14 protein-coding genes are annotated in these 18,454 nt (G+C 73.3%); 3 read left to right on the top strand and 11 right to left on the bottom strand.

Annotated features, from left to right (window positions below; translation table 11 throughout):
- Window positions 1-157 precede the first annotated feature (157 nt).
- Window positions 158-2,710, bottom strand: a complete 2,553-nt coding sequence (gene pepN, locus ACIG47_RS04660) for an aminopeptidase N (protein WP_397429807.1) — start codon at window positions 2,708-2,710, stop codon at window positions 158-160.
- 209 nt (window positions 2,711-2,919) lie between these two features.
- Between pepN and ACIG47_RS04655 the strand changes: the two genes are divergently transcribed.
- A complete protein-coding gene (locus ACIG47_RS04655) occupies window positions 2,920-3,972 on the top strand; it encodes a hypothetical protein (RefSeq protein WP_397429806.1) in 1,053 nt (350 codons plus the stop codon).
- A 76-nt stretch (window positions 3,973-4,048) separates the two neighbouring features.
- Here ACIG47_RS04655 and malQ read toward each other — a convergent pair whose 3' ends face one another.
- The 3 genes from malQ to ACIG47_RS04640 form a co-directional block, all read right to left on the bottom strand.
- Window positions 4,049-6,274, bottom strand: a complete 2,226-nt coding sequence (gene malQ, locus ACIG47_RS04650; RefSeq protein WP_397429994.1) for a 4-alpha-glucanotransferase — start codon at window positions 6,272-6,274, stop codon at window positions 4,049-4,051.
- A gap of 90 nt (window positions 6,275-6,364) precedes the next feature.
- Window positions 6,365-7,396, bottom strand: a complete 1,032-nt coding sequence (locus ACIG47_RS04645) for a mechanosensitive ion channel family protein (RefSeq protein WP_397429805.1) — start codon at window positions 7,394-7,396, stop codon at window positions 6,365-6,367.
- Window positions 7,397-7,501: 105 nt separating this feature from the next.
- Window positions 7,502-7,735, bottom strand: coding sequence for a PTS glucose/sucrose transporter subunit IIB (locus ACIG47_RS04640; protein WP_119138544.1), 234 nt, complete (start codon window positions 7,733-7,735; stop codon window positions 7,502-7,504).
- Between the two features lie 153 nt (window positions 7,736-7,888).
- On the opposite strand from ACIG47_RS04640, the gene ACIG47_RS04635 reads away from it, so the two are divergent.
- On the top strand, window positions 7,889-8,272 hold the full coding sequence (locus ACIG47_RS04635; protein WP_397429804.1) for a globin: 384 nt from the start codon (window positions 7,889-7,891) through the stop codon (window positions 8,270-8,272).
- Window positions 8,273-8,307: 35 nt separating this feature from the next.
- Window positions 8,308-9,267, top strand: coding sequence for an acyl-CoA thioesterase (locus ACIG47_RS04630; protein ID WP_397429803.1), 960 nt, complete (start codon window positions 8,308-8,310; stop codon window positions 9,265-9,267).
- A gap of 49 nt (window positions 9,268-9,316) precedes the next feature.
- Here the strand turns inward: ACIG47_RS04630 and ACIG47_RS04625 are convergent, their stop codons facing one another.
- From ACIG47_RS04625 to ettA, 7 genes are all read right to left on the bottom strand, one after another.
- A complete protein-coding gene (locus ACIG47_RS04625) occupies window positions 9,317-9,967 on the bottom strand; it encodes a hypothetical protein (protein WP_397429802.1) in 651 nt (216 codons plus the stop codon).
- 117 nt (window positions 9,968-10,084) lie between these two features.
- On the bottom strand, window positions 10,085-10,585 hold the full coding sequence (locus ACIG47_RS04620) for an acyl-CoA thioesterase (RefSeq protein WP_397429801.1): 501 nt from the start codon (window positions 10,583-10,585) through the stop codon (window positions 10,085-10,087).
- Between the two features lie 34 nt (window positions 10,586-10,619).
- Window positions 10,620-12,308, bottom strand: a complete 1,689-nt coding sequence (locus tag ACIG47_RS04615) for a GTPase (protein ID WP_397429800.1) — start codon at window positions 12,306-12,308, stop codon at window positions 10,620-10,622.
- On the bottom strand, window positions 12,305-14,488 hold the full coding sequence (locus ACIG47_RS04610) for an ABC transporter (RefSeq protein ID WP_397429799.1): 2,184 nt from the start codon (window positions 14,486-14,488) through the stop codon (window positions 12,305-12,307). The genes ACIG47_RS04615 and ACIG47_RS04610 overlap by 4 nt, the downstream gene beginning before the upstream one ends.
- 52 nt (window positions 14,489-14,540) lie before the next feature.
- Window positions 14,541-15,428, bottom strand: coding sequence for a hypothetical protein (locus tag ACIG47_RS04605; protein WP_397409474.1), 888 nt, complete (start codon window positions 15,426-15,428; stop codon window positions 14,541-14,543).
- Window positions 15,429-15,564: 136 nt separating this feature from the next.
- The gene (locus ACIG47_RS04600) at window positions 15,565-16,473 is read right to left on the bottom strand and encodes a phosphotransferase (RefSeq protein ID WP_397429798.1); all 909 of its coding nucleotides are present in this window, start codon (window positions 16,471-16,473) and stop codon (window positions 15,565-15,567) included.
- A gap of 208 nt (window positions 16,474-16,681) precedes the next feature.
- A complete protein-coding gene (ettA, locus tag ACIG47_RS04595; RefSeq protein WP_397409470.1) occupies window positions 16,682-18,364 on the bottom strand; it encodes an energy-dependent translational throttle protein EttA in 1,683 nt (560 codons plus the stop codon).
- Between the last annotated feature and the right edge of the window lie 90 nt (window positions 18,365-18,454).

Below are 18,454 nucleotides of genomic sequence, written 5' to 3'. Positions count from 1 at the left end.
GCCGCAGGAACGCGGTCGGCCGAGTGAGCGGGTGCCCCGCGCAGGTGGGTTGCTCCGAGTAGACATTGTCTACCTGGAGCAACCCACCTGCGCGGGGCACCTTCCCGGAGGGGCGCTCGCTGACCGAGCGGAAGGTCAGTCGGGGCCGTGCGCCGGGTCAGGCGTCCGCGGCCTGGGCCGTCAGCGCGCGTTCCGTGCCCGCCAGCGCCTCCACGACCAGGCGGCGCAGCGCCGGGGCGGCGTCCGCGTTGGTCTCCAGCCAGGCCGCCGTCGCGTCGCGGAGCTCCGCCGACGCCAGCGGCGCCGGGTAGAAGCCCTCGATGATCTCCTCGGCGATGTGGTAGCTGCGCTCCTCCCACACCTTCAGCACGGCGTCCAGGTACGGCCGCACGACGTCGGCCAGCGTGGCCGGGTCGTTGACGTGCACGAAGCCGAGCCCGGTGTTCCGGATGATGGCGTTCGGCACGTCGGCGGCGTCCACCACCGAGGACAGCGCGGCCAGCTTGCCCTCGACCGTCGGCTTGGCCGCGCGTGTGCGGGCGGCCGCCTGGCGGCCCGTCGCGGTGTTGTCGGCCGCGAGCATGTCGTCGATCTCCTGGTCGCCCGCGGCCCCGTTGAGCACCAGGCCCTCCAGGAGCTCCCAGCGCAGGTCGGTGTCGAGGGTCAGGCCGTCGAGCGTCACGGAGCCGTCCAGCAGCCCGGACAGCGTGGCCACGTGCGCCGGGGTCGAGGCCACGTGCGCGAAGAACTTCACGAGCTGGAACTGCGTGTCCGAGCCGGCCGCGGCGTCGCCCACCAGGGACCAGAGCGTGTCGCCCACCATGGCGAGGGTGGCCGAGCGCGCCGACGGCGCCACGTACTGCTTGGCCGCCAGCACCATCTGGTTGAGCGTGGTGCGCAGCGTGGTCGACTCGGTCTCGCGGGCGATGCCCCCGAGCACGAGGCGCACGTACCGCGAGGCCGGGACCTCGCCGTCGCGCACCGCGTCCCAGACCGAGCCCCACACCAGGGAGCGCGCCAGCGGGTCGGCGATGTCGGCCAGGTGGTCCAGCGCGACACCCAGCGAGTCGGCGTCGAGGCGGATCTTCGCGTACGCGAGGTCCTCGTCGTTGAGCAGCACCAGCGCCGGGCGGTCGAGCTCGACGAGCTCCTTCACGTCCGTGCGCGGCCCGTCGACGTCGACCTCGACGGAGCGGGTGCGCACCAGCTCGCCGGCGTCGGACAGGCTGTAGAAGCCGATGCCGAGGCGGTGCGGGCGGATGGTGGGCCACTCGGCGGGTGCCGTCTGCTCCACGACGAACGACATGATGCGGCCGTGGCTGTCCGTCTCGATGACCGGGCGCAGCGTGTTCACGCCGGCGGTCTCCAGCCAGAGCTTCGACCAGGCCTTGAGGTCGCGGCCGCTCGTGGCCTCGAGCTCCGTGAGCAGGTCGGGCAGCTCGGTGTTGCCCCAGGCGTGCTTGCCGAAGTAGGCGGACACGCCCGCGATGAACGCGTCCCGGCCCACCCAGGCCACGAGCTGCTTGAGCACCGAGGCGCCCTTGGCGTACGTGATGCCGTCGAAGTTGACCTGGACGTCCTCCAGGTCCTTGATCTCGGCGACGATCGGGTGCGTGGAGGGGAGCTGGTCCTGCTTGTACGCCCACGACTTCTCCATCGCGGAGAACGTGGTCCAGGCAGCCTCGAACTCCGTGGCCTCGGCGGTGGCGAGCGTCGAGGCGTACTCGGCGAACGACTCGTTGAGCCAGAGGTCGTTCCACCACTTCATGGTGACCAGGTCGCCGAACCACATGTGCGCCAGCTCGTGCAGGATCGTCACCACGCGGCGCTCGCGCACGGCGTCGGTCACCTTCGAGCGGAACACGTACGACTCCGTGAACGTCACGCAGCCCGCGTTCTCCATGGCGCCCATGTTGTACTCGGGCACGAAGAGCTGGTCGTACTTGGTGAACGGGTACGGCACGCCGAACGTGGACTCGTAGAACTCGAAGCCCTGGCGCGTCTTCTCGAAGATGTACTCGGCGTCGAAGTGCTCCGACAGCGACTTGCGGCAGAACGCGCCCAGCGGGATCTCGCGGCCGTCCGACGACGTCAGCGACGAGCGGACCACCGCGTACGGGCCCGCCACGAGCGCCGTGATGTAGGTGGAGATGCGGCCGGTGGGCTCGAACGTCCAGGTGGCGACGTCGCTGTCCGGGCCCGCAGCGACCGGCTCCGGCGTCGGCTCGTTGCTCACGACCTCCCACGCGGCGGGCGCGGTCACGGTGAACTGGAACGTGGCCTTGAGGTCGGGCTGCTCGAAGCAGGCGAACACGCGGCGCGCGTCGGGCACCTCGAACTGGGTGTAGAGGTAGACCTCGCCGTCCACGGGGTCCACGAAGCGGTGCAGCCCCTCACCCGTGTTGGTGTAGCCGCAGTCGGCCACCACCACGAGCTCGTTGTCGGCCGCGAGCCCGTCCAGCGCGATGCGGGAGTCCGCGAACACGACCGCCGGGTCCAGCTCGCGGCCGTTCAGCACCACGGACCGCACCGCCGGCGCGACCAGGTCGACGAAGGTGGACGCACCCTCGGTCGCGGTGAAGCGCACAGTCGTGGCGGACGCGAAGGTCTCGGGACCGGTGGTCAGGTCCAGCGCGATCTCGTACGACTCGACCGCTACGACGCCGGCGCGCTCGACCGCCTCGGCGCGGGTCAGGTTCTCTCCGGGCACAGGCCCTCCACGTCTGTCTTCTCGTGGGCGCCGGTCGGCGCCCCGCGCGTCCGAAAGACGCGCCTTCTCGGTTGGTGTGTCGTCCGGTCTGTGAACTACCTGCGACGACCCGTCGATCATGCCACGCAGGAGTAACAGCGAGTAACGCGTTTGTGTACGATCGACCGCGGTCGCCCAGACCGACCGATTTGACCTGAGGGAGTTACCCGATGTCCGGCACCGTGCCGCCGCCGCCCCCGCCGCCCGGCGAGGGTCCCGACGAGGAGCCGGGTGCGCCGTCCCACCAGGAGCACCCGCCCACCGCGCCCACCCCTGCCCAGCAGGGGCCGGTCCAGCGCGTCTCCGCGTCGAACCGCATGCCGCCGGCCATCTCGCCCGCGAACCAGTTCTCCCAGGCCGTGACCCCGGCCCCCGCCGCCCCGGGCGCCCCCGTGGTCCAGTCCGTGCACAACGGCGGGGCGGACGCCGGGATGACGCAGCAGTACTACCCCGCTCAGGCCCAGCAGCAGTACCCCCAGGCCTACGCGCAGCAGCCCCAGGCCTACGCCCAGCAGGCGCCGCAGGGGTACGCCCAGCAGCCGCAGGCGTACGCGCAGCAGGCCCCACAGGGCGGCCAGTACCCGCCGCAGGGCTATCCGCCGCCGCAGGGCTACGACCAGTACGGTCAGCCGGTGTATGCGCACCAGGGCGGCTACGCGCCCGCCCCGGAGCAGCAGAAGGAGCGCCGTCGGCTCAGCCCGGGCTGGATCGCGTTCATCGCCCTGGACGTCGTGCTCGTGGTCGCCGCAATCGTCTTCGCCGTCAGCCTGTTCAGCTCGTCCGACGAGGACCCGTCCGGCGGGGCGTCCACCGCCGCGGAGCAGTCGGCCGAGCCGTCCGCGGACGGCGGCCTGGAGACCGGCGGCGGTGCCGGCGTCGAGACGTTCGCCGCGCCGTCGCTCAACATCATGTGCACGATCTCCGCGGACGCCGCCACGTGCGGCATCGCGGAGCTCACCAACAAGCCCGCCCCCGACGCCTCGTGCGGCGGCGCGTCCGGCTACGTGGCGAAGGTCGACCCGAGCGGCAACGTGACCCAGCCGTGCGTGGGCAAGAAGGACCAGCCCAAGAAGGCGCCGGGCAACACGGCGATCCTCAAGTACGGACAGTCCAAGAAGGCGCACGGTTTCACGTGCAGCAGCGCCGAGACGGGCATGACCTGCGTCTCGGACTCGACCCAGACGGGCTTCACGATCGCCCGCGCCGGCATCGGCCAGGCCTGACCCACCCTGCCCAGCCGTCGAGTGCTGGATATTCGCCCTCCTGGCACACGGGAGAGGCCGAATATCCAGCACTCAGCTACTCCTCGTTGAGGACCGAGACCAGGGAGCGCAGGCGCGCGTTGCTGAACAGGTCCTCCAGCAGCACGACGGCGCCCGCCGAGTCCGCCAGCGGAACCTTCCAGTTCGGGTACTCCGTGTCCGTGCCCGGCTGGTTCTGGGCGCGGCGCTCCCCCACGGCGTCCGTGAGGTAGACACCGACCAGCGCGGACGGCGTGTCGCGCAGGTAGCGGTGCAGGCCCTCGACGAGCTCCCGCTCGGAGGGGTCGAACGTCGTCAGCCCGCGCCGGGACAGCGCCTCGACCAGGGACTCGCGCTCGGCGCGCGCCCGCCCCCGCAGCACGGTCGCCTCCTCGGTGAGGAGCCCGAGCCGCTCGCGCAGGTCCACGTGCTCGCCCGCGAGGTACCCCGCGGTGGGCGGCAGGTCGTGGGTCGTCACGGTGGCCAGCGCGGCGCTGCGGTAGTCCTCCGGCGCGAGCGGCGCCCCGGCGGCGTCCCGCTCGAAGAGCAGCACCGACGTGCCCAGGATGCCGCGCTCGGCGAGGTAGTCGCGGATCCACGGCTCGAACGTGCCGAGATCCTCCCCGACGATCGCCACCCCGGCGCGGTGCGCCTCCAGGCAGAGGATGCCGACCAGCGCCTCGTGGTCGTAGGTCACGTACGTCCCCGCCGACGCGCGCGCCCCGCCCGGGATCCACCACAGCCGGAACAGGCCGAGCACGTGGTCGATGCGCAGCGCGCCGCAGTGCCGCAGGGCGGTGCGCAGCAGGTCGCGGTAGGGCGCGTAGCCGGCCTTCGCGAGCGCCCGCGGGTGCCACGGCCGCGGGGACCAGTTCTGGCCCTGCTGGTTGTACATGTCCGGCGGGGCGCCCACGGACACGCCCCGGGCCAGGACGGCGGCGTCGGCCCAGGCATCAGCGCCGTCCGGCGAGGACCCGACGGCGAGGTCCTTGAGCACGCCCAGCCGCATCCCGGCGTCGGTGCCGGCGCGGTGCGCGGCGCGGAGCTGCTCGTCCGCGACCCACTGCAGCCAGCAGTAGAACTGCACGCGGTCGGACCGGGCGTTGCGCAGCGTGGTGACGCCCGGTGCGCCGGGGTCGGCGAGCTCCGGTGGCCAGTCCCGGCCGTCCAGGTGCTCCGTGATGGCGCACCAGGTCGCGAAGTCGATGAGCCCCTTGCCCTGGGCCAGCACGTACTCGTCGAACGCCGTCTGCCGGGCCGCGGAGCGGGGGGCCGTGTACACGACCTCCAGGGCGGCCTTCTTGGCCTCCCAGACGGCGTCCCGGTCGATGGGGCCGGCGTCCTCGGACAGCTCGCGCACGGGCTCGGCGGCCCACTCGACGAGCGAGCGGTCCGCGGCCGAGAGGTACGCCGTCTCGCGGATGTCCTCGACGCGGATGTACAGCGGCGACATGAACCGGCGCGAGGTCGGCAGGTACGGGCTCGGGGTGATGGGTGTGACGGGCTCGGTGGCGTGCAGCGGGTTGACGCCCACGAAGTCGGCGCCGCCGTTGTGCGCCGTCTGCCACGCGAGGTCGCCCAGGTCGGCAAGGTCGCCCATGCCCCAGGAGTCCCGGGAACGCACCGAGTAGAGCTGGACCATGAAGCCCCAGGCCTGCTTGCGGGCGATCTTCTTGCGCAGCTCCAGGCGCTGCGGCGTCACGACGAGCTGGGCCTGCGCCGTCTGCCCGCCGGACTCGGCGTGCAGGGTGTGCCAGCCGAGCGGCAGGTCGCCGGGGACCACGAACGTCGCCCGGCCCACCTTGCGGCTGTCGACCGTGCGCGGCTCGGTGTACACGTCCGCCTGGCGCAGCGGGATCTTCGCGCCCTTGACGGTCGCGAAGGAGCCGGTCGCCGTGCCCTGCTGCGGGGCTGCCACCCGCCAGGGCGTGGCGCTGGCCGGCATGACCGGCGTCTCGGACAGCTCCAGCTCGACCCAGACGGTCGCCTCGGCGCCGTCGGGCACGTGCACCGGCACGGTCACCTCGGTGCCCTCACGCAGCACGACGGCCGGAGGCAGCATGCTGCGCCACTCGTCGTCGCGGCTGCGCTCCAGGCTCGCGACGACGGCGGCGGGCGTCGACGCGGGGACGTCGAGCGCCTCCAGCACGGCGACGATCGTCGAGGCGCTGACCTGCTGGACGCGCCCGTCGTGGTCCGTGTACTCGCACTGGACGCCGTGTGCGGCCGCCAGCTCGGCGAGCTCCGGCGGCACGGTGGAGCCCTCCGGGGCGGGCTCGTTCATCGGTTCGTCGGTCACAAGGAAAGATCCTGCCATCAACCGGCGCCCACCGGGCGTAACGCGGGCGTGTCCGGCGAATTGACAGGTCGATCCTCAGCTCACCCCGGGGGTGTCTCCCGTGACGTTCCCGTCCAGGGACACGGGAGCGGAGCGGGCCACGATCCCTGCGTTCAGCAGCTCCGCGTGAGCCGCCACACGCAGCGACCGGGCGACGGCCCACTGCTGCGCGGGGCGCACCTGGGCGTGCAGCGTGAAGGTCAGCCCCGCCCCGTCGACGGCGTCGACACCGCGCACCGACGGGGTCTCCAGGAGGCTGTCGGCCAGCTCGGGGTCTTCCTTCACCCGGTCGGCGGCGCGGCCCAGCGCGGCACGGACGGCGTCGACGTCGGTGCCGAGCGGCACCTGCACCTCGGCCACGGCGCGGCTCCACTCCTGGGTGCGGTTGCCCGCGCGCAGGATCTCGCCGTTGCGGACGTACCAGAGCGTGCCGTCGAAGGCGCGCACCTGGGTGAGGCGCAGGCCCATGGCCTCGACGGTACCGATGACACCGGCGCCGAGGTCGACGTTGTCGCCTACGCCGAACTGGTCCTCGATGAGCAGGAAGATGCCCGAGATGAAGTCCTTGACGAGCGTCTGCGCGCCGAAGCCGATGGCCACGCCCGCCACCCCGGCGGTGGCGAGCAGCGGAGCGATGTCCACCTTCAACACCTGCAGGATCCAGAGCACCATGATGGTGCCCACCACGATGTTGATCGTCGAGTTCAGCACCGAGCCGACCGTCCGCGCCCGCTGGGCCCGCCGCTCGGCGGCTCGCGGGTTCGCCGCGACCAGTGCATCGGCCAGTGCCTGCGGCGACATCAGCACGTTCTTGTTCCGGCGCTTCTGGCCGGGCGCGGGTACACCGCCCGTGGTCGTGCCCACGGGGTCCGGGGTGCGCCGCTCCACGACGCGCGGCTTCTGGCCGTTGGCGATGCCCTCGGCCAGCGCGGTGACGACACGCCGCAGCACGCCGATCGCAATGGTGCCGAAGAGCAGGATCAGGATGATCGTCAGCGGCTTGTCCAGGAACCAGGACCAGAAGTCCTCGGCACCGTCGAAGAGGGAGGCAGCAAGAGACTCGAACACGGCCCCCAACCTACTCGGATCAGCACCTCACGCAGGACGCGTCCTGCGAGGTACGAGCGACTCCCGCGCGACCTTCACAGGCCGTTCGCCTCCCGGTCGCGGCCCTCAGACGCGGAGCGTGTCGAGCTCCGCCGCGAGGTTGTCCGCCTCCGGACCGACGATCACCTGCACCACCCGGCCGGACCGGACCACGCCGAAGGCGCCTGACGACTTCAACCCCGGCTCGTCCACGAGGGCGGGATCGCTCACCTCTACCCGGAGCCTGGTGATGCAGGGCTCCAGCTCGACGACGTTCGCGGTCCCCCCGAGGGCCGCGAGGATCTGGTCAGCCTTGGACATGTCTCAACTCCCACCGTGCGTCGCTGCAGGTCTGTGACCAGCCTATCGGGGCAGGCAAGCCTTACGCCCCCGCTGGTGTCGAGTTGCTCACACGAGACCCCGTTTCACGGGGCCGTCATGGTCCTGTCACCGGCGGGTGGCAGGATGACGGACGTGACAGAGGAATCCTTCTACGACGCGGTCGGTGGCCACGACACGTTCGTGCGCCTGGTCGACGCGTTCTACGACGGCGTCGCGGACGACCCGGTGCTGCGCCCCATGTACCCCGAGGAGGACCTGGGCCCGGCCAGGGATCGGCTCACGCTGTTCCTGGAGCAGTACTGGGGCGGTCCCACCACGTACTCCCAGCAGCGCGGGCACCCACGGCTGCGGATGCGGCACGCGCCGTTCAAGGTGAACCCGGACGCGCGCGACCGCTGGCTCGCCCACATGCGCGCGGCCGTGGACACGCTGGACCTCGCGCCGATCCACGAGTCCCAGCTCTGGGACTACCTGGAGCGCGCCGCGTTCAGCATGATCAACACGTTCGAAGACTGAGCAGTCAGACCACAGCACTGAAGGAGACGCCCTCCGTGGACGCCACCACCCCCGCCCCGACCAGCGGCGGCCCCTCGCCGGACCGTGAGCCCGACGCGCTCGACCGCCTGCTCCAGGTGCTGGAGCTGCGCCACCTGGAGGGCTGGGGCCCTCGCGGCGAGGAGGACGTGCTGCGGGGCACCAGCGTGCCCGGCCCGGCCAACCGCGCGTACGGCGGGCAGGTGCTCGCGCAGGCCATCCTCGCGGCCGACCGCACGGTGCCCGAGGGCCGGCTGATCCACTCGCTGCACGGCTACTTCCTGCGCGAGGGCCGTGTCGAGGAGCCGATCGACTTCGCGGTGGAGCGGCTGCGTGACGGCCGCTCGTTCAGCGCGCGGCGCACGCACGCCATCCAGTTCGGCAAGCCGATCCTGTCGATGATCGCCTCCTTCCAGGAGGACCAGCCCGGCTACGAGCACGCCATGCCGATGCCGCGCGACGTGCCCCCGCCCGAGGAGGTCGGCTCGGCGTTCGACGAGCTCGCCGTGCTGCCCCCGGGCGCCGACGTCCGGGCCCAGTTCTGGGCGGACTCGGCGTTCGAGCTGCGGCACGTGGGCGGCTCGCTGTACCTGCACCCGGACGTCGCGGTGGCCGAGGGCGGGCGGCCGCCCGCCACCCAGATGGTCTGGATGCGCACGCGCCGGCCGCTGGGCATCAAGGAGCAGTCCATGCACCGCGCCCTGCTGGCGTTCGCGTGCGACCAGCTCATGCTCGAACCGGCGTTGCGCGCCGCCGGGAAGTCCTGGCAGGAGGTCGGCGCCTCGGTGCCCATGGCCAGCCTCGATCACGGCATGTGGTGGCACCGCGACGTCCAGGTGGACGAGTGGATGCTGTTCGTGCAGACCTCCCCCACCGCCCAGGGCGGGCGCGCCCTGGGCACCGCCGCGGTCTACACGCAGGACGGCGCGCTGGTCGCCACCGCGGGCCAGGAGGGCATGATCCGCCTGCCGGCCTGAGAACCTGCCCCCGGCGGGTCCCGCCGATCTCGGACAGCCCCGGCCGGTCTCAGGCGCCGAGCTCGGCCAGGCGGTCCCGGGCGGCCTGGATCGCCTGCCGCACGGTGGCGACCTCCTCGGGGGACGCGGCGACGTCGACCCGGAGCTCCAGGGCGCGGACGAACAGGGCCAGGGCCTCGCCGAGGTAGGGGCGGGCCTGCTCCACGTGCACCTCCAGCGCCTGCTCGTACCGGCAGCGCCCCCAGTGGTACAGGGTGCGGCACTCGAGGCGGCGCGCGTGCTCGACGCTCGCGGCGTGCTCCCCGTGGTAGCGCGTGGCCTCCAGGGCCAGGCCGAACAGCAGGTCCGCCTCCGAGAACCGGTGGCGCCACTGCAGCACGTGGGCCAGCCGCAGCAGGGGCGCCACGGCGCCCAGCGGCACCTCGTGGGCGGGTGCGTGCGCGGCGGCCGCGTCGTCGGCGGGACCGCCGGCCAGGGCGACGGCGAGCCAACCCAGGCGTTCCGCCTCGGCGAGCTGGGCGTCCGGGTCGTCGGCCTCGGGGGCGAGCACCCGCAGCAGCGGCACCTGGACGGCGAGCACCGCGGGCTCGTCGCTCGCCGCCCCGGCCGCGAGGTCGGCGAGGTACGCCCGGGCGGCCGGGACGTCGTCGAGCACCTCGTGCAGCGTGACCGGGTCGACGTAGTGCGGGGGCAGTTCCACCATTCCTCCGTGTCCGAACCAAGGCGGATGAAACTACCAATTCGGACACCCTGAGGACCACTCAGCCGCATGCCGGACGCCGTAGGTCACCCGGGTGACCTACGGCGTCCGACACGGTCAGCCGCGGTGGCGGAACGTGATCGGGTCCTCCTCGAACTCCTTCCACGCCAGGCGCTCCGCCTCCGTCAGCCGCCGCGGCTGGTTGGTGGCGGCGTCGACGAAGACGAGCGTGGTGGTGGCGCGGGCGTACGGTGCCCCGCCCGAGGTGGGGCCGGTCCGGGGCATGCTCGCCGCGCCGTCGTGCACCTCGTAGCAGACCTCGGCGCTGGCCCCGCCGATGCGGCCGAGCCACATCTCGACACGGACCGGCGTACGGGTGAACAGCAGCGGGCGCAGGTACTCGATGCGCTGGCCGGCCACCAGGGTGTGGGAGTCCGCGCCGGGCCCGGTGGGCACCACCGCCGTCGGCCAGGCCTCGCCCTCCGGCGCCTCGGGGTGCTGCCAGAAGGCGGTGATCCGGGCGTCCTCCAGCAGGCGGAACATGGCGACGTTGTTGACGTGCGCGTAGGCGTCCAGGTCGGACCAGCGCAGCGTGACGGGGACATGCAGGCGTGTCATGCCCCCATCTTCCCCCGCGTGCGGACGGCCCGGTTCAGCTCGCCGCGAGCGTCGCCGCGGTACGGCACCGCGCGAGCCGGTCCAGCTCCTCGCCCACCGGCGTCCGCACCAGACGGTCCGCCACGCCGCCCACCGACTGCCGCAGGCGCCGGCGGGCCACCATCGCCCGCCGCCGCGCGCCCAGGGCCGCGAACAGCCGGCAGACCAGGGCCAGCAGCACACCCAGCGCCAGCCCGCCGAGCACCATGAGGGTGGGCCACGGAATCCGGAACGGGTCGACGTCGAGACCCTCGCCGGGCTCGGGCGCCCCGGGAAAGACCACGCCGCCGTCGCCCGACCAGATGGGCAGCGTGAACACGGGCGTCGGCGGCGCCGGGAGCTGCAGGTAGGAGAACCCGAACAGCACCAGCAGCCACAGCAGGCCCGCGGCCAGCACGGCGAGCAGCGCCCACTGCAGCACGTTGACCACCGACCACCACAGCGGGGGCCGCGACGCCTCGACGCGCGTGGCGGCCACCGCCTGGTCGAGCGCGTCGGGCAGCTGGTCGATGCCCGCCTGCCCGCGCGACCGCGCGGCCAGGACCCACGGGTCCGCGGCGCCGCGGGTCACCTCCTCGACGTAGCGCCGCACCGCCGACGCCGCGGCCGAGCGCACCGCCGGCTGTGCGGTCGGCAGCGACGTGCGCACGAGGTCCTCCCGGCCCGACGGCGCCCGGTGCTCCCGGTCGGCCGACCGCAGCCCGAGCCGCCGCAGCGGGTCCTTCCGCAGCCGGCCGATCCAGCGGGTCAGCGGCCAGCCGGTCGCGGCACGCGCGTCCCGGCTCGCGGACACCCGGACGGCGTCGACCACCGTCGGCACCCCGGCCGCCGCCTCCAGGGCCGCGACGAGGTCGCCCCGGGCCTGGCTGCCCTGCCGCGACGGCGGGGGCGTACCGCACTCGCCGACGATCCGGCGGGCCACCGCCCGCTCGTCCGCCGCCAGCCGGGCCGTCGCGGCCTCGCGCCGCGCCGCGGCCTTGGCGAGCAGGCCGCGCAGGTCGTCCATGCCCTGCCCGGTCCGGGCGGACACCGCGAGCACCCGGGCCCCGTCCAGGCCGTCCTGGGACACGAGCCGCTTCAGGTCGGCGACCATCGCCGACGTCTCCTGCGGGGTCAGCCGGTCGGCCTGGTTGAGCGCCACGACCACCACCTCCGCCCGACCCGCGAGCGGGCGCAGGAAGCCGTCGTGCAGGGCCGCGTCCGCGTACTTCTGCGGGTCGACGACCCAGACGAGCAGGTCGGCGCGCGCCACCAGCCGCTCGGCGCGCACGCGGTGCTCGGTCACCACCGAGTCGTGGTCGGGCAGGTCCAGCAGCACCAGACCGGTCGCCCCGCCGCCCTCGGCCGGGCCCATCTGGTGCCGGCGGCCGACCTCCAGCCAGTCCAGGAGCGGGTCGGCGCCCTCGCCCCAGACCGCGGCCATGGCGTGCGACGTGGTCGGACGGCGCACGCCGGGCTGGGCGACGTCCACTCCCGCCACGGCGTTCAGCACCGACGACTTGCCCGAGCCCGTCGCCCCCGCCAGGGCCACCACGGTGTGCTCCGCGGACAGCCCACCCCGCTCCCGGGCGCGGGTCACGACGGCGCGCGCCTCGTCGAGCAGCGCGCCGTCGATGCGCCCGTCCGCGGCGTCGACCGCGTCGTCGAGGGCGGCCGTACGCCCCGCGAGGTCGAGCCGGCTCACCGGTCGCCCTCCCCGAACAGCCGCCGCCAGAAGCCCTTCCGGGAGGGTTCCCCGGGCGCGTCGGAGCGGCCCGGGGCGAGCCCGTCGCCTGCCGGACGCGCGTCGACGCCGCGCAGGCCACGGCTCTCGGCGAGGTCCGGCACCGACGGGGCCCCGGACCCGGCGTCCAGCGCCCGGGCACGCCGTTCCGCGGCCGCCGCCGCGGCCACGGCCTCCGCCGCCGAGCGCAGTCCGGCACCGGTCGACTCCGCCGAACCCAGCGCGTCGAGCTGTGCCGTGTACCGCGCGGCCTGCCCGGCCATCACGGCCTCGATGCGCTCGCGCAGCCGGTCGCGTGCCTGCACGGCCAGCCCCCGGACGGCGTCCTCGCCGAACACGGCCTCCAGCAGGCGCTGGGCGAGCACGGCGGAGCCGCCGGCGATACCGACCTCGATACCCGTGAGCCCGCCCGTGGAGGCGAACACGAAGATCATCAGTGCCACGCCGAGGCCGTTCACGCCGAACGACAGCGCGCGGGCCCGGCCCCGCTTGGACTCGCCCTGCTCGCGCACGAGCCCCAGCACGTCCCCCTGCCAGGCGCGGATCTGCTCGCCCACCTCCGCACGCAGCGCGGACGGCGTCCGGGACAGCTCCAGCCCCTCCAGCAGGGCGGCACCCGCGGCGTCGCCCCGCCACGCCTGGTAGGACCGTTCGGCGGCCTCCTCCGCGGCGTCCAGCACCACGGACTCCAGGCCGTGCGCGATCGCCTGCTCGACCTGCGGTGCCTGCTTGGGCCTGCCGCGGAAGAACCCGGCCACCGCGTCCCGGAACCGGCCGATGCCCTCCTCGACCGCGCGGAAGAACTCACCGGTGCCCACGAAGTCCTGCCAGCGTGCCAGCACCTCGCCGCGCAGCAGCGCCCCGTCCGACGTCGCCGCCGTCACCTGGGACACCGCGTCCGCGTACGCGCGGTCCACGACGTGGCGCAGCCGGGCATCGGCGGTGCGCTGCTCGTCCGCGGCGTCGGCCAGCTCTCCGACGCGCCCCACGAGGGAGTCGACCACCCCGTCGCGGGTGGCGGAGATGACGCGACGGCGTGCGTCCGCGTCCCCACCCAGGCCGGTGAGCCAGCGGGACACCTCGCCCACGCTCTCCTCGGGCAGGAGCCCGTCGGTCAGCCCGGCCTCGGGCACCACGAACAGCGGGCTGTCGGCCAGCCCCTGCTCCGCCATCATGTCGCGCAGGTCGCCGGCCGTGGCCTCGGCGCCCGGGTCCACCCGGTCCAGCACCATCGCCACCTGGGCCTTGCGGGCCGAGGCCTGCTGCAGCAGCTCCCAGGGCACCGCGTCCGCGTACCGGGCCGACGTGGTGACGAACAGCCACAGGTCCGCCGCCCCGAGGAGCTGCGCGGCGAGCTCGCGGTTCGCCGCGTCGACGGAGTCGATGTCAGGGGCGTCCAGCAGGGCCAGGCCCTTCGGCAGCGCGTCGCTGGCCACCAGCCGGAGCGTCCGGCCGGGTTCCGGGGCGCTCCCCGTGACCCGGGCCAGACCGGGCAGCACCCGGTCGGTGGAGAACCAGCGCGCGTCCAGCGGGTGGTGCACCAGCACGGGGGCCTTCGTGGTGGGCCGCAGCACGCCGGGCTGGGTCACCTGCTCACCCAGGATCGAGTTCACGAGGGTCGACTTGCCCGCACCCGTGGAACCGCCGACCACGACCAGCAACGGAGCCTTCTGCGCGCGCAGGCGCGGCAGCAGGTAGTCGTCGAGCTGGTCCGTGGCGCGCCGCAGCTCGGTGCGGGCCGTGGCGGCGCCGGAGGTCTCCAGCGGCAGGCGCAGCGCACCGAGGCGGGCACGGAGCACCTCCAGCGCGGCCGTGAGACCGTCGCCCTCCGGCGTGGGCGGGGTCGGGCCGGGCGCGTCGGGGCGAGATGCGTCCGGACCAGATGCGTCCGGACCAGATGCGTCCGGACCAGATGCGTCCGGGCCGGGTGCGTCCGGAGCAGGCGGGTCCGGGACAGGCGCGGCCAGGCCGGGCGCTTCCGGGCCCGGGGCCCGGTACCGGTCGGCCGCCCGGGTCCAGCCGGACGCCCCGGAGCCGGCTCCCGGGGCCGACGTCGGCGCCGGGTCCGGGCCAGGTCCGTGGTCCGCCCCGGACTCCTGGTCCGGGGCGCCGGGCGCAGCGGCGTCGGGCTGATCGGTCATGGCGCACAGTCTGCCGCAGAGACCCAGGTCAGGCGCGGGCGTACGACGTGGCTCAGTTGCCGAGGCGGGTGCGCAGCCACTCCAGCGCGGCGTGCGCCACCTCGCGCTGCACGGCCCGGCCGTGCGGCATGCCCGGCTCCGGCGGACGCATCGACTCCAGCACGAGCGCCCCCGCCGTCGCGGTCACGGCGCAGGTCAGGGCCTCGGGATCGACGTCGGCCAGCGGGTGCCGGTCCAGGACCACCTCCGGCGGCGGGGCGCCGTCGACCCGCAGGTACGGCAGCAGGAGCACGACGTCGAGGAACGGCGCACCGTGGGACGGCGTGAACCAGTCGACGGCGTGGGCGCTGGTGGCGTCCCAGCCGTGGTCGGTGATCATGATCGACTCGCGGCGCAGCGCGCCGTGCACCAGGTTCTTGCCCGACATCGCCTCGCCGGCGTAGCGGGCGATGTCGGCGAGGTGCTCGACCTTGTCGGCCAGCCAGGGGGTGAAGGCGGCCAGCCCGGCGGGCCGCGTGTCGGCGAGGGTGGCCCACGCGTCGACGTCGATCACGTCGAGCGCGTCGGGCAGTCCCGGCGGCGCCTCCGTCGTGCCGATCTGGATCGCGAGCTCGACGGCGGCGGCGAGGTCGGCCTCGTCCCAGGGGTCGTGCGGCGGGCGGACGGGCTCGTTCCGGTAGCCGACCACGACCCAGCGGCCCGCCCCGGGAAGCACCTCGTCGACGAACCACTCGCGCGCCAGGGTCGGCAGGTCGTCCGGCAGCATGGCCAGCGACGCGGCCTCGGCGGCCAGGCGGTCCTGCGTCAGCGGGGCCTCCGGGCCGACGGCCCGGACGATCGACCGGCCGGTGGCCGTCTGCAGCACCTCGAGCTCGCCGGAGGCCTCCGTGCCGGTCAGCGGGGCTGAACCGATCACCCGTCCGCCCATGGTCTCGCTCACGCGGGAACGGACAGATGGGGGAAGATCGGACCAGGCCGGTCGCCGGACTGCGCTCATGGCCGGAGTGTGCCCAACTCGGCTTTCACCCGCAAACCACAAACCGCATGCGAGACGCCGTCGTGGCCCGGGCGGCGGCTCAGAACCCGAGCCGGGTCTGCAGCCAGGCCACGGCGGCCAGGGCGAGCAGGTGCTCGGCGGAGCGCAGCTGCGGCCGGTCCGGGGGCGGCGGTTCCATCGACGACCGCACGTAGTGCCCGGCCAGCACGGCGATCCAGCAGGTCACGGCGTCCGGGTCGATACCGGGCGGCAGCCCGTACCGGCGCAGGGTGGCCTCGGGCGGCGGCCCACCGCCCACCCGCACGTGCAGGAGCATCGAGACCAGGTCGAGGAACGGGGCCCCCGCGCCGCCGCGGACCCAGTCGGTGATCAGGGGTGCCTCGTCCCGCGCCATCGGCAGCAGCACGTTCTGCACCCGCAGGTTGCCGTGCTGCAGGCTCGTGCCGGCGATCGCTTCCGGGGCGTGCGAGGCGATCTCCGCGAGACCCTCGAGCCGGCCGGCCAGCCAGGGCGAGTGCCTGGCCAGCCCGGCCGGTCGCCGGTCCGCCAGTGCCTCCCACGCGCCCACCGGGAACGTCTTCTCCTCCGCCACGAACATCGGGTCGTCGGGCGCGTCGATCTCGCCGATCGAGCGCACCGCCCGGACGAGCGCCTCGACGTCCCCCTCGGGCCAGGACAGGTCGATCGGCCGCACCGTGGAGCGCATCCGGTACCCGACGGCCACCCAGACGCCCAGGCCGGGCAGCTCTTCGTCGACCGACCAGAGCAGCTCGGGCCGGTGCGCGCCCGCGGGCAGCAGCGGATTGAGGGTGATCTCCTGCCGCAGCAGGTCCAGGTGCCCGGCGTTCTCGGTGCCGAGCGCCTTGATGAACGCGTTCCCCTGGCTGGTCTGCACCTGGATCTGCGCACCCGGCAGGATCCCCGAGTCGCCGGGGACGCTCGCCGCGATCACGCGCGCACCGAGCAGGTGGTTGATCCGCGATCTCAACGCAGGTGGAAGGTCGTTCCAACCCGACCGTCGCATGGGGTTCACTGCGGCATCTTGTCGGAGATGTCACGATCCGGCAAGGATAATATGTCGTAATCATCCATTTTGCCGGGATGAATCTGCACGCTAGAGCGCCCGCCCCGGCACCCCTCCGACGTTGTCGGAGAGACGCCGGGACGGGCGCTCCGGTACGGCGGTCGGGGACGGCTCAGTCGCGGGTCAGCTTGCGGTACGTGACCCGGTGCGGGCGCGCCGCGTCAGCGCCGAGGCGCTCGACCTTGTTGGCCTCGTACGCCTCGAAGTTGCCCTCGAACCAGTACCAGTTCGCCGGGTTCTCCTCGGTGCCCTCGTAGGCCAGGATGTGCGTGGCGACCCGGTCGAGGAACCACCGGTCGTGGGAGACCACGACGGCGCAGCCGGGGAACTCCAGCAGGGCGTTCTCCAGCGAGCCGAGGGTCTCGACGTCGAGGTCGTTGGTCGGCTCGTCCAGGAGCAGCAGGTTGCCGCCCTGCTTGAGCGTCAGCGCCAGGTTGAGGCGGTTGCGCTCACCACCGGACAGCACGCCCGCGGGCTTCTGCTGGTCCGGGCCCTTGAACCCGAAGGAGGCCACGTACGCCCGCGACGGGATCTCGACGTTGCCGACCTTGATGAAGTCGAGGCCGTCCGAGACGACCTCCCACAGCGTCTTCTTCGGGTCGATGCCACCACGCGACTGGTCGACGTACGAGATCGAGACGGTCTCGCCGACCTTCAGCTCGCCGCCGTCGAGCGGCTCCAGGCCGACGATCGTCTTGAACAGGGTGGTCTTACCGACACCGTTCGGGCCGATGACGCCGACGATGCCGTTGCGCGGCAGCGTGAACGACAGGCCGTCGATCAGCACGCGGTCGTCGAAGCCCTTCTTGAGGTCGGTGGCCTCCAGCACCAGCGAACCCATGCGCGGGCCCGCGGGGATCTGGATCTCCTCGAAGTCGAGCTTCCTGGTGCGCTCCGCCTCGGCCGCCATCTCCTCGTACCGGGCCAGACGGGCCTTCGACTTGGTCTGCCGGCCCTTGGCGTTGGACCGCACCCAGTCCAGCTCGTCCTTGAGGCGCTTGGCGAGCTTGGCGTCCTTCTTGCCCTGGACCTCCAGGCGGGCCTGCTTCTTCTCGAGGTAGGTCGAGTAGTTGCCCTCGTACGGGTAGAGCCGGCCGCGGTCGACCTCGCAGATCCACTCCGCGACGTGGTCGAGGAAGTACCGGTCGTGCGTCACGGCGAGCACGGCGCCCGGGTAGGAGGCGAGGTGCTGCTCGAGCCAGAGCACGGACTCGGCGTCCAGGTGGTTGGTCGGCTCGTCCAGCAGCAGCAGGTCGGGCTTCTCCAGGAGCAGCTTGCACAGCGCCACGCGGCGGCGCTCACCACCGGAGAGCACCGACACGTCAGCGTCCGGCGGCGGGCAGCGCAGGGCGTCCATCGCCTGCTCGAGCTGGGAGTCGAGGTCCCACGCGTCGGCCGCGTCGATCTCCTCCTGCAGCGTGCCCATCTCGGCCAGCAGCGCGTCGAAGTCGGCATCGGGCTCGGCCATGAGCGCGGAGATCTCGTCGAACCGCTGCTTCTTGGCGAGGATGTCGCCGACCGCCTCCTGGACGTTCCCGAGGACCGTCTTCTCCTCGTTCAGCGGCGGCTCCTGCTGCAGGATGCCCACGGTGTAGCCGGGCGACAGGCGCGCCTCACCGTTGGACGGCGTGTCCAGCCCCGCCATGATCTTGAGGATCGTCGACTTACCGGCACCGTTCGGGCCGACGACGCCGATCTTCGCGCCGGGCAGGAAGTTCAGCGACACGTCATCGAGGATGACCTTGTCACCGTGCGCCTTACGCGCCTTATACATGGAGTAGATGTACTCAGCCACTGCCTGTGTTCCACCGTTCGGGTAGGTACATGAGAAACGTGCTCGGGACGGGTGCGCTCACGCGGAGCGGGTGCCGGGGCGTGCGCTCGG

Source organism: Promicromonospora sp. NPDC052451 (assembly GCF_044547525.1).
In the GTDB taxonomy this organism is placed as follows: domain Bacteria; phylum Actinomycetota; class Actinomycetes; order Actinomycetales; family Cellulomonadaceae; genus Promicromonospora.
The sequence above is the reverse complement of the archived record's forward strand: the minus strand, read 5'-3'. Positions and strand labels throughout refer to the sequence as shown.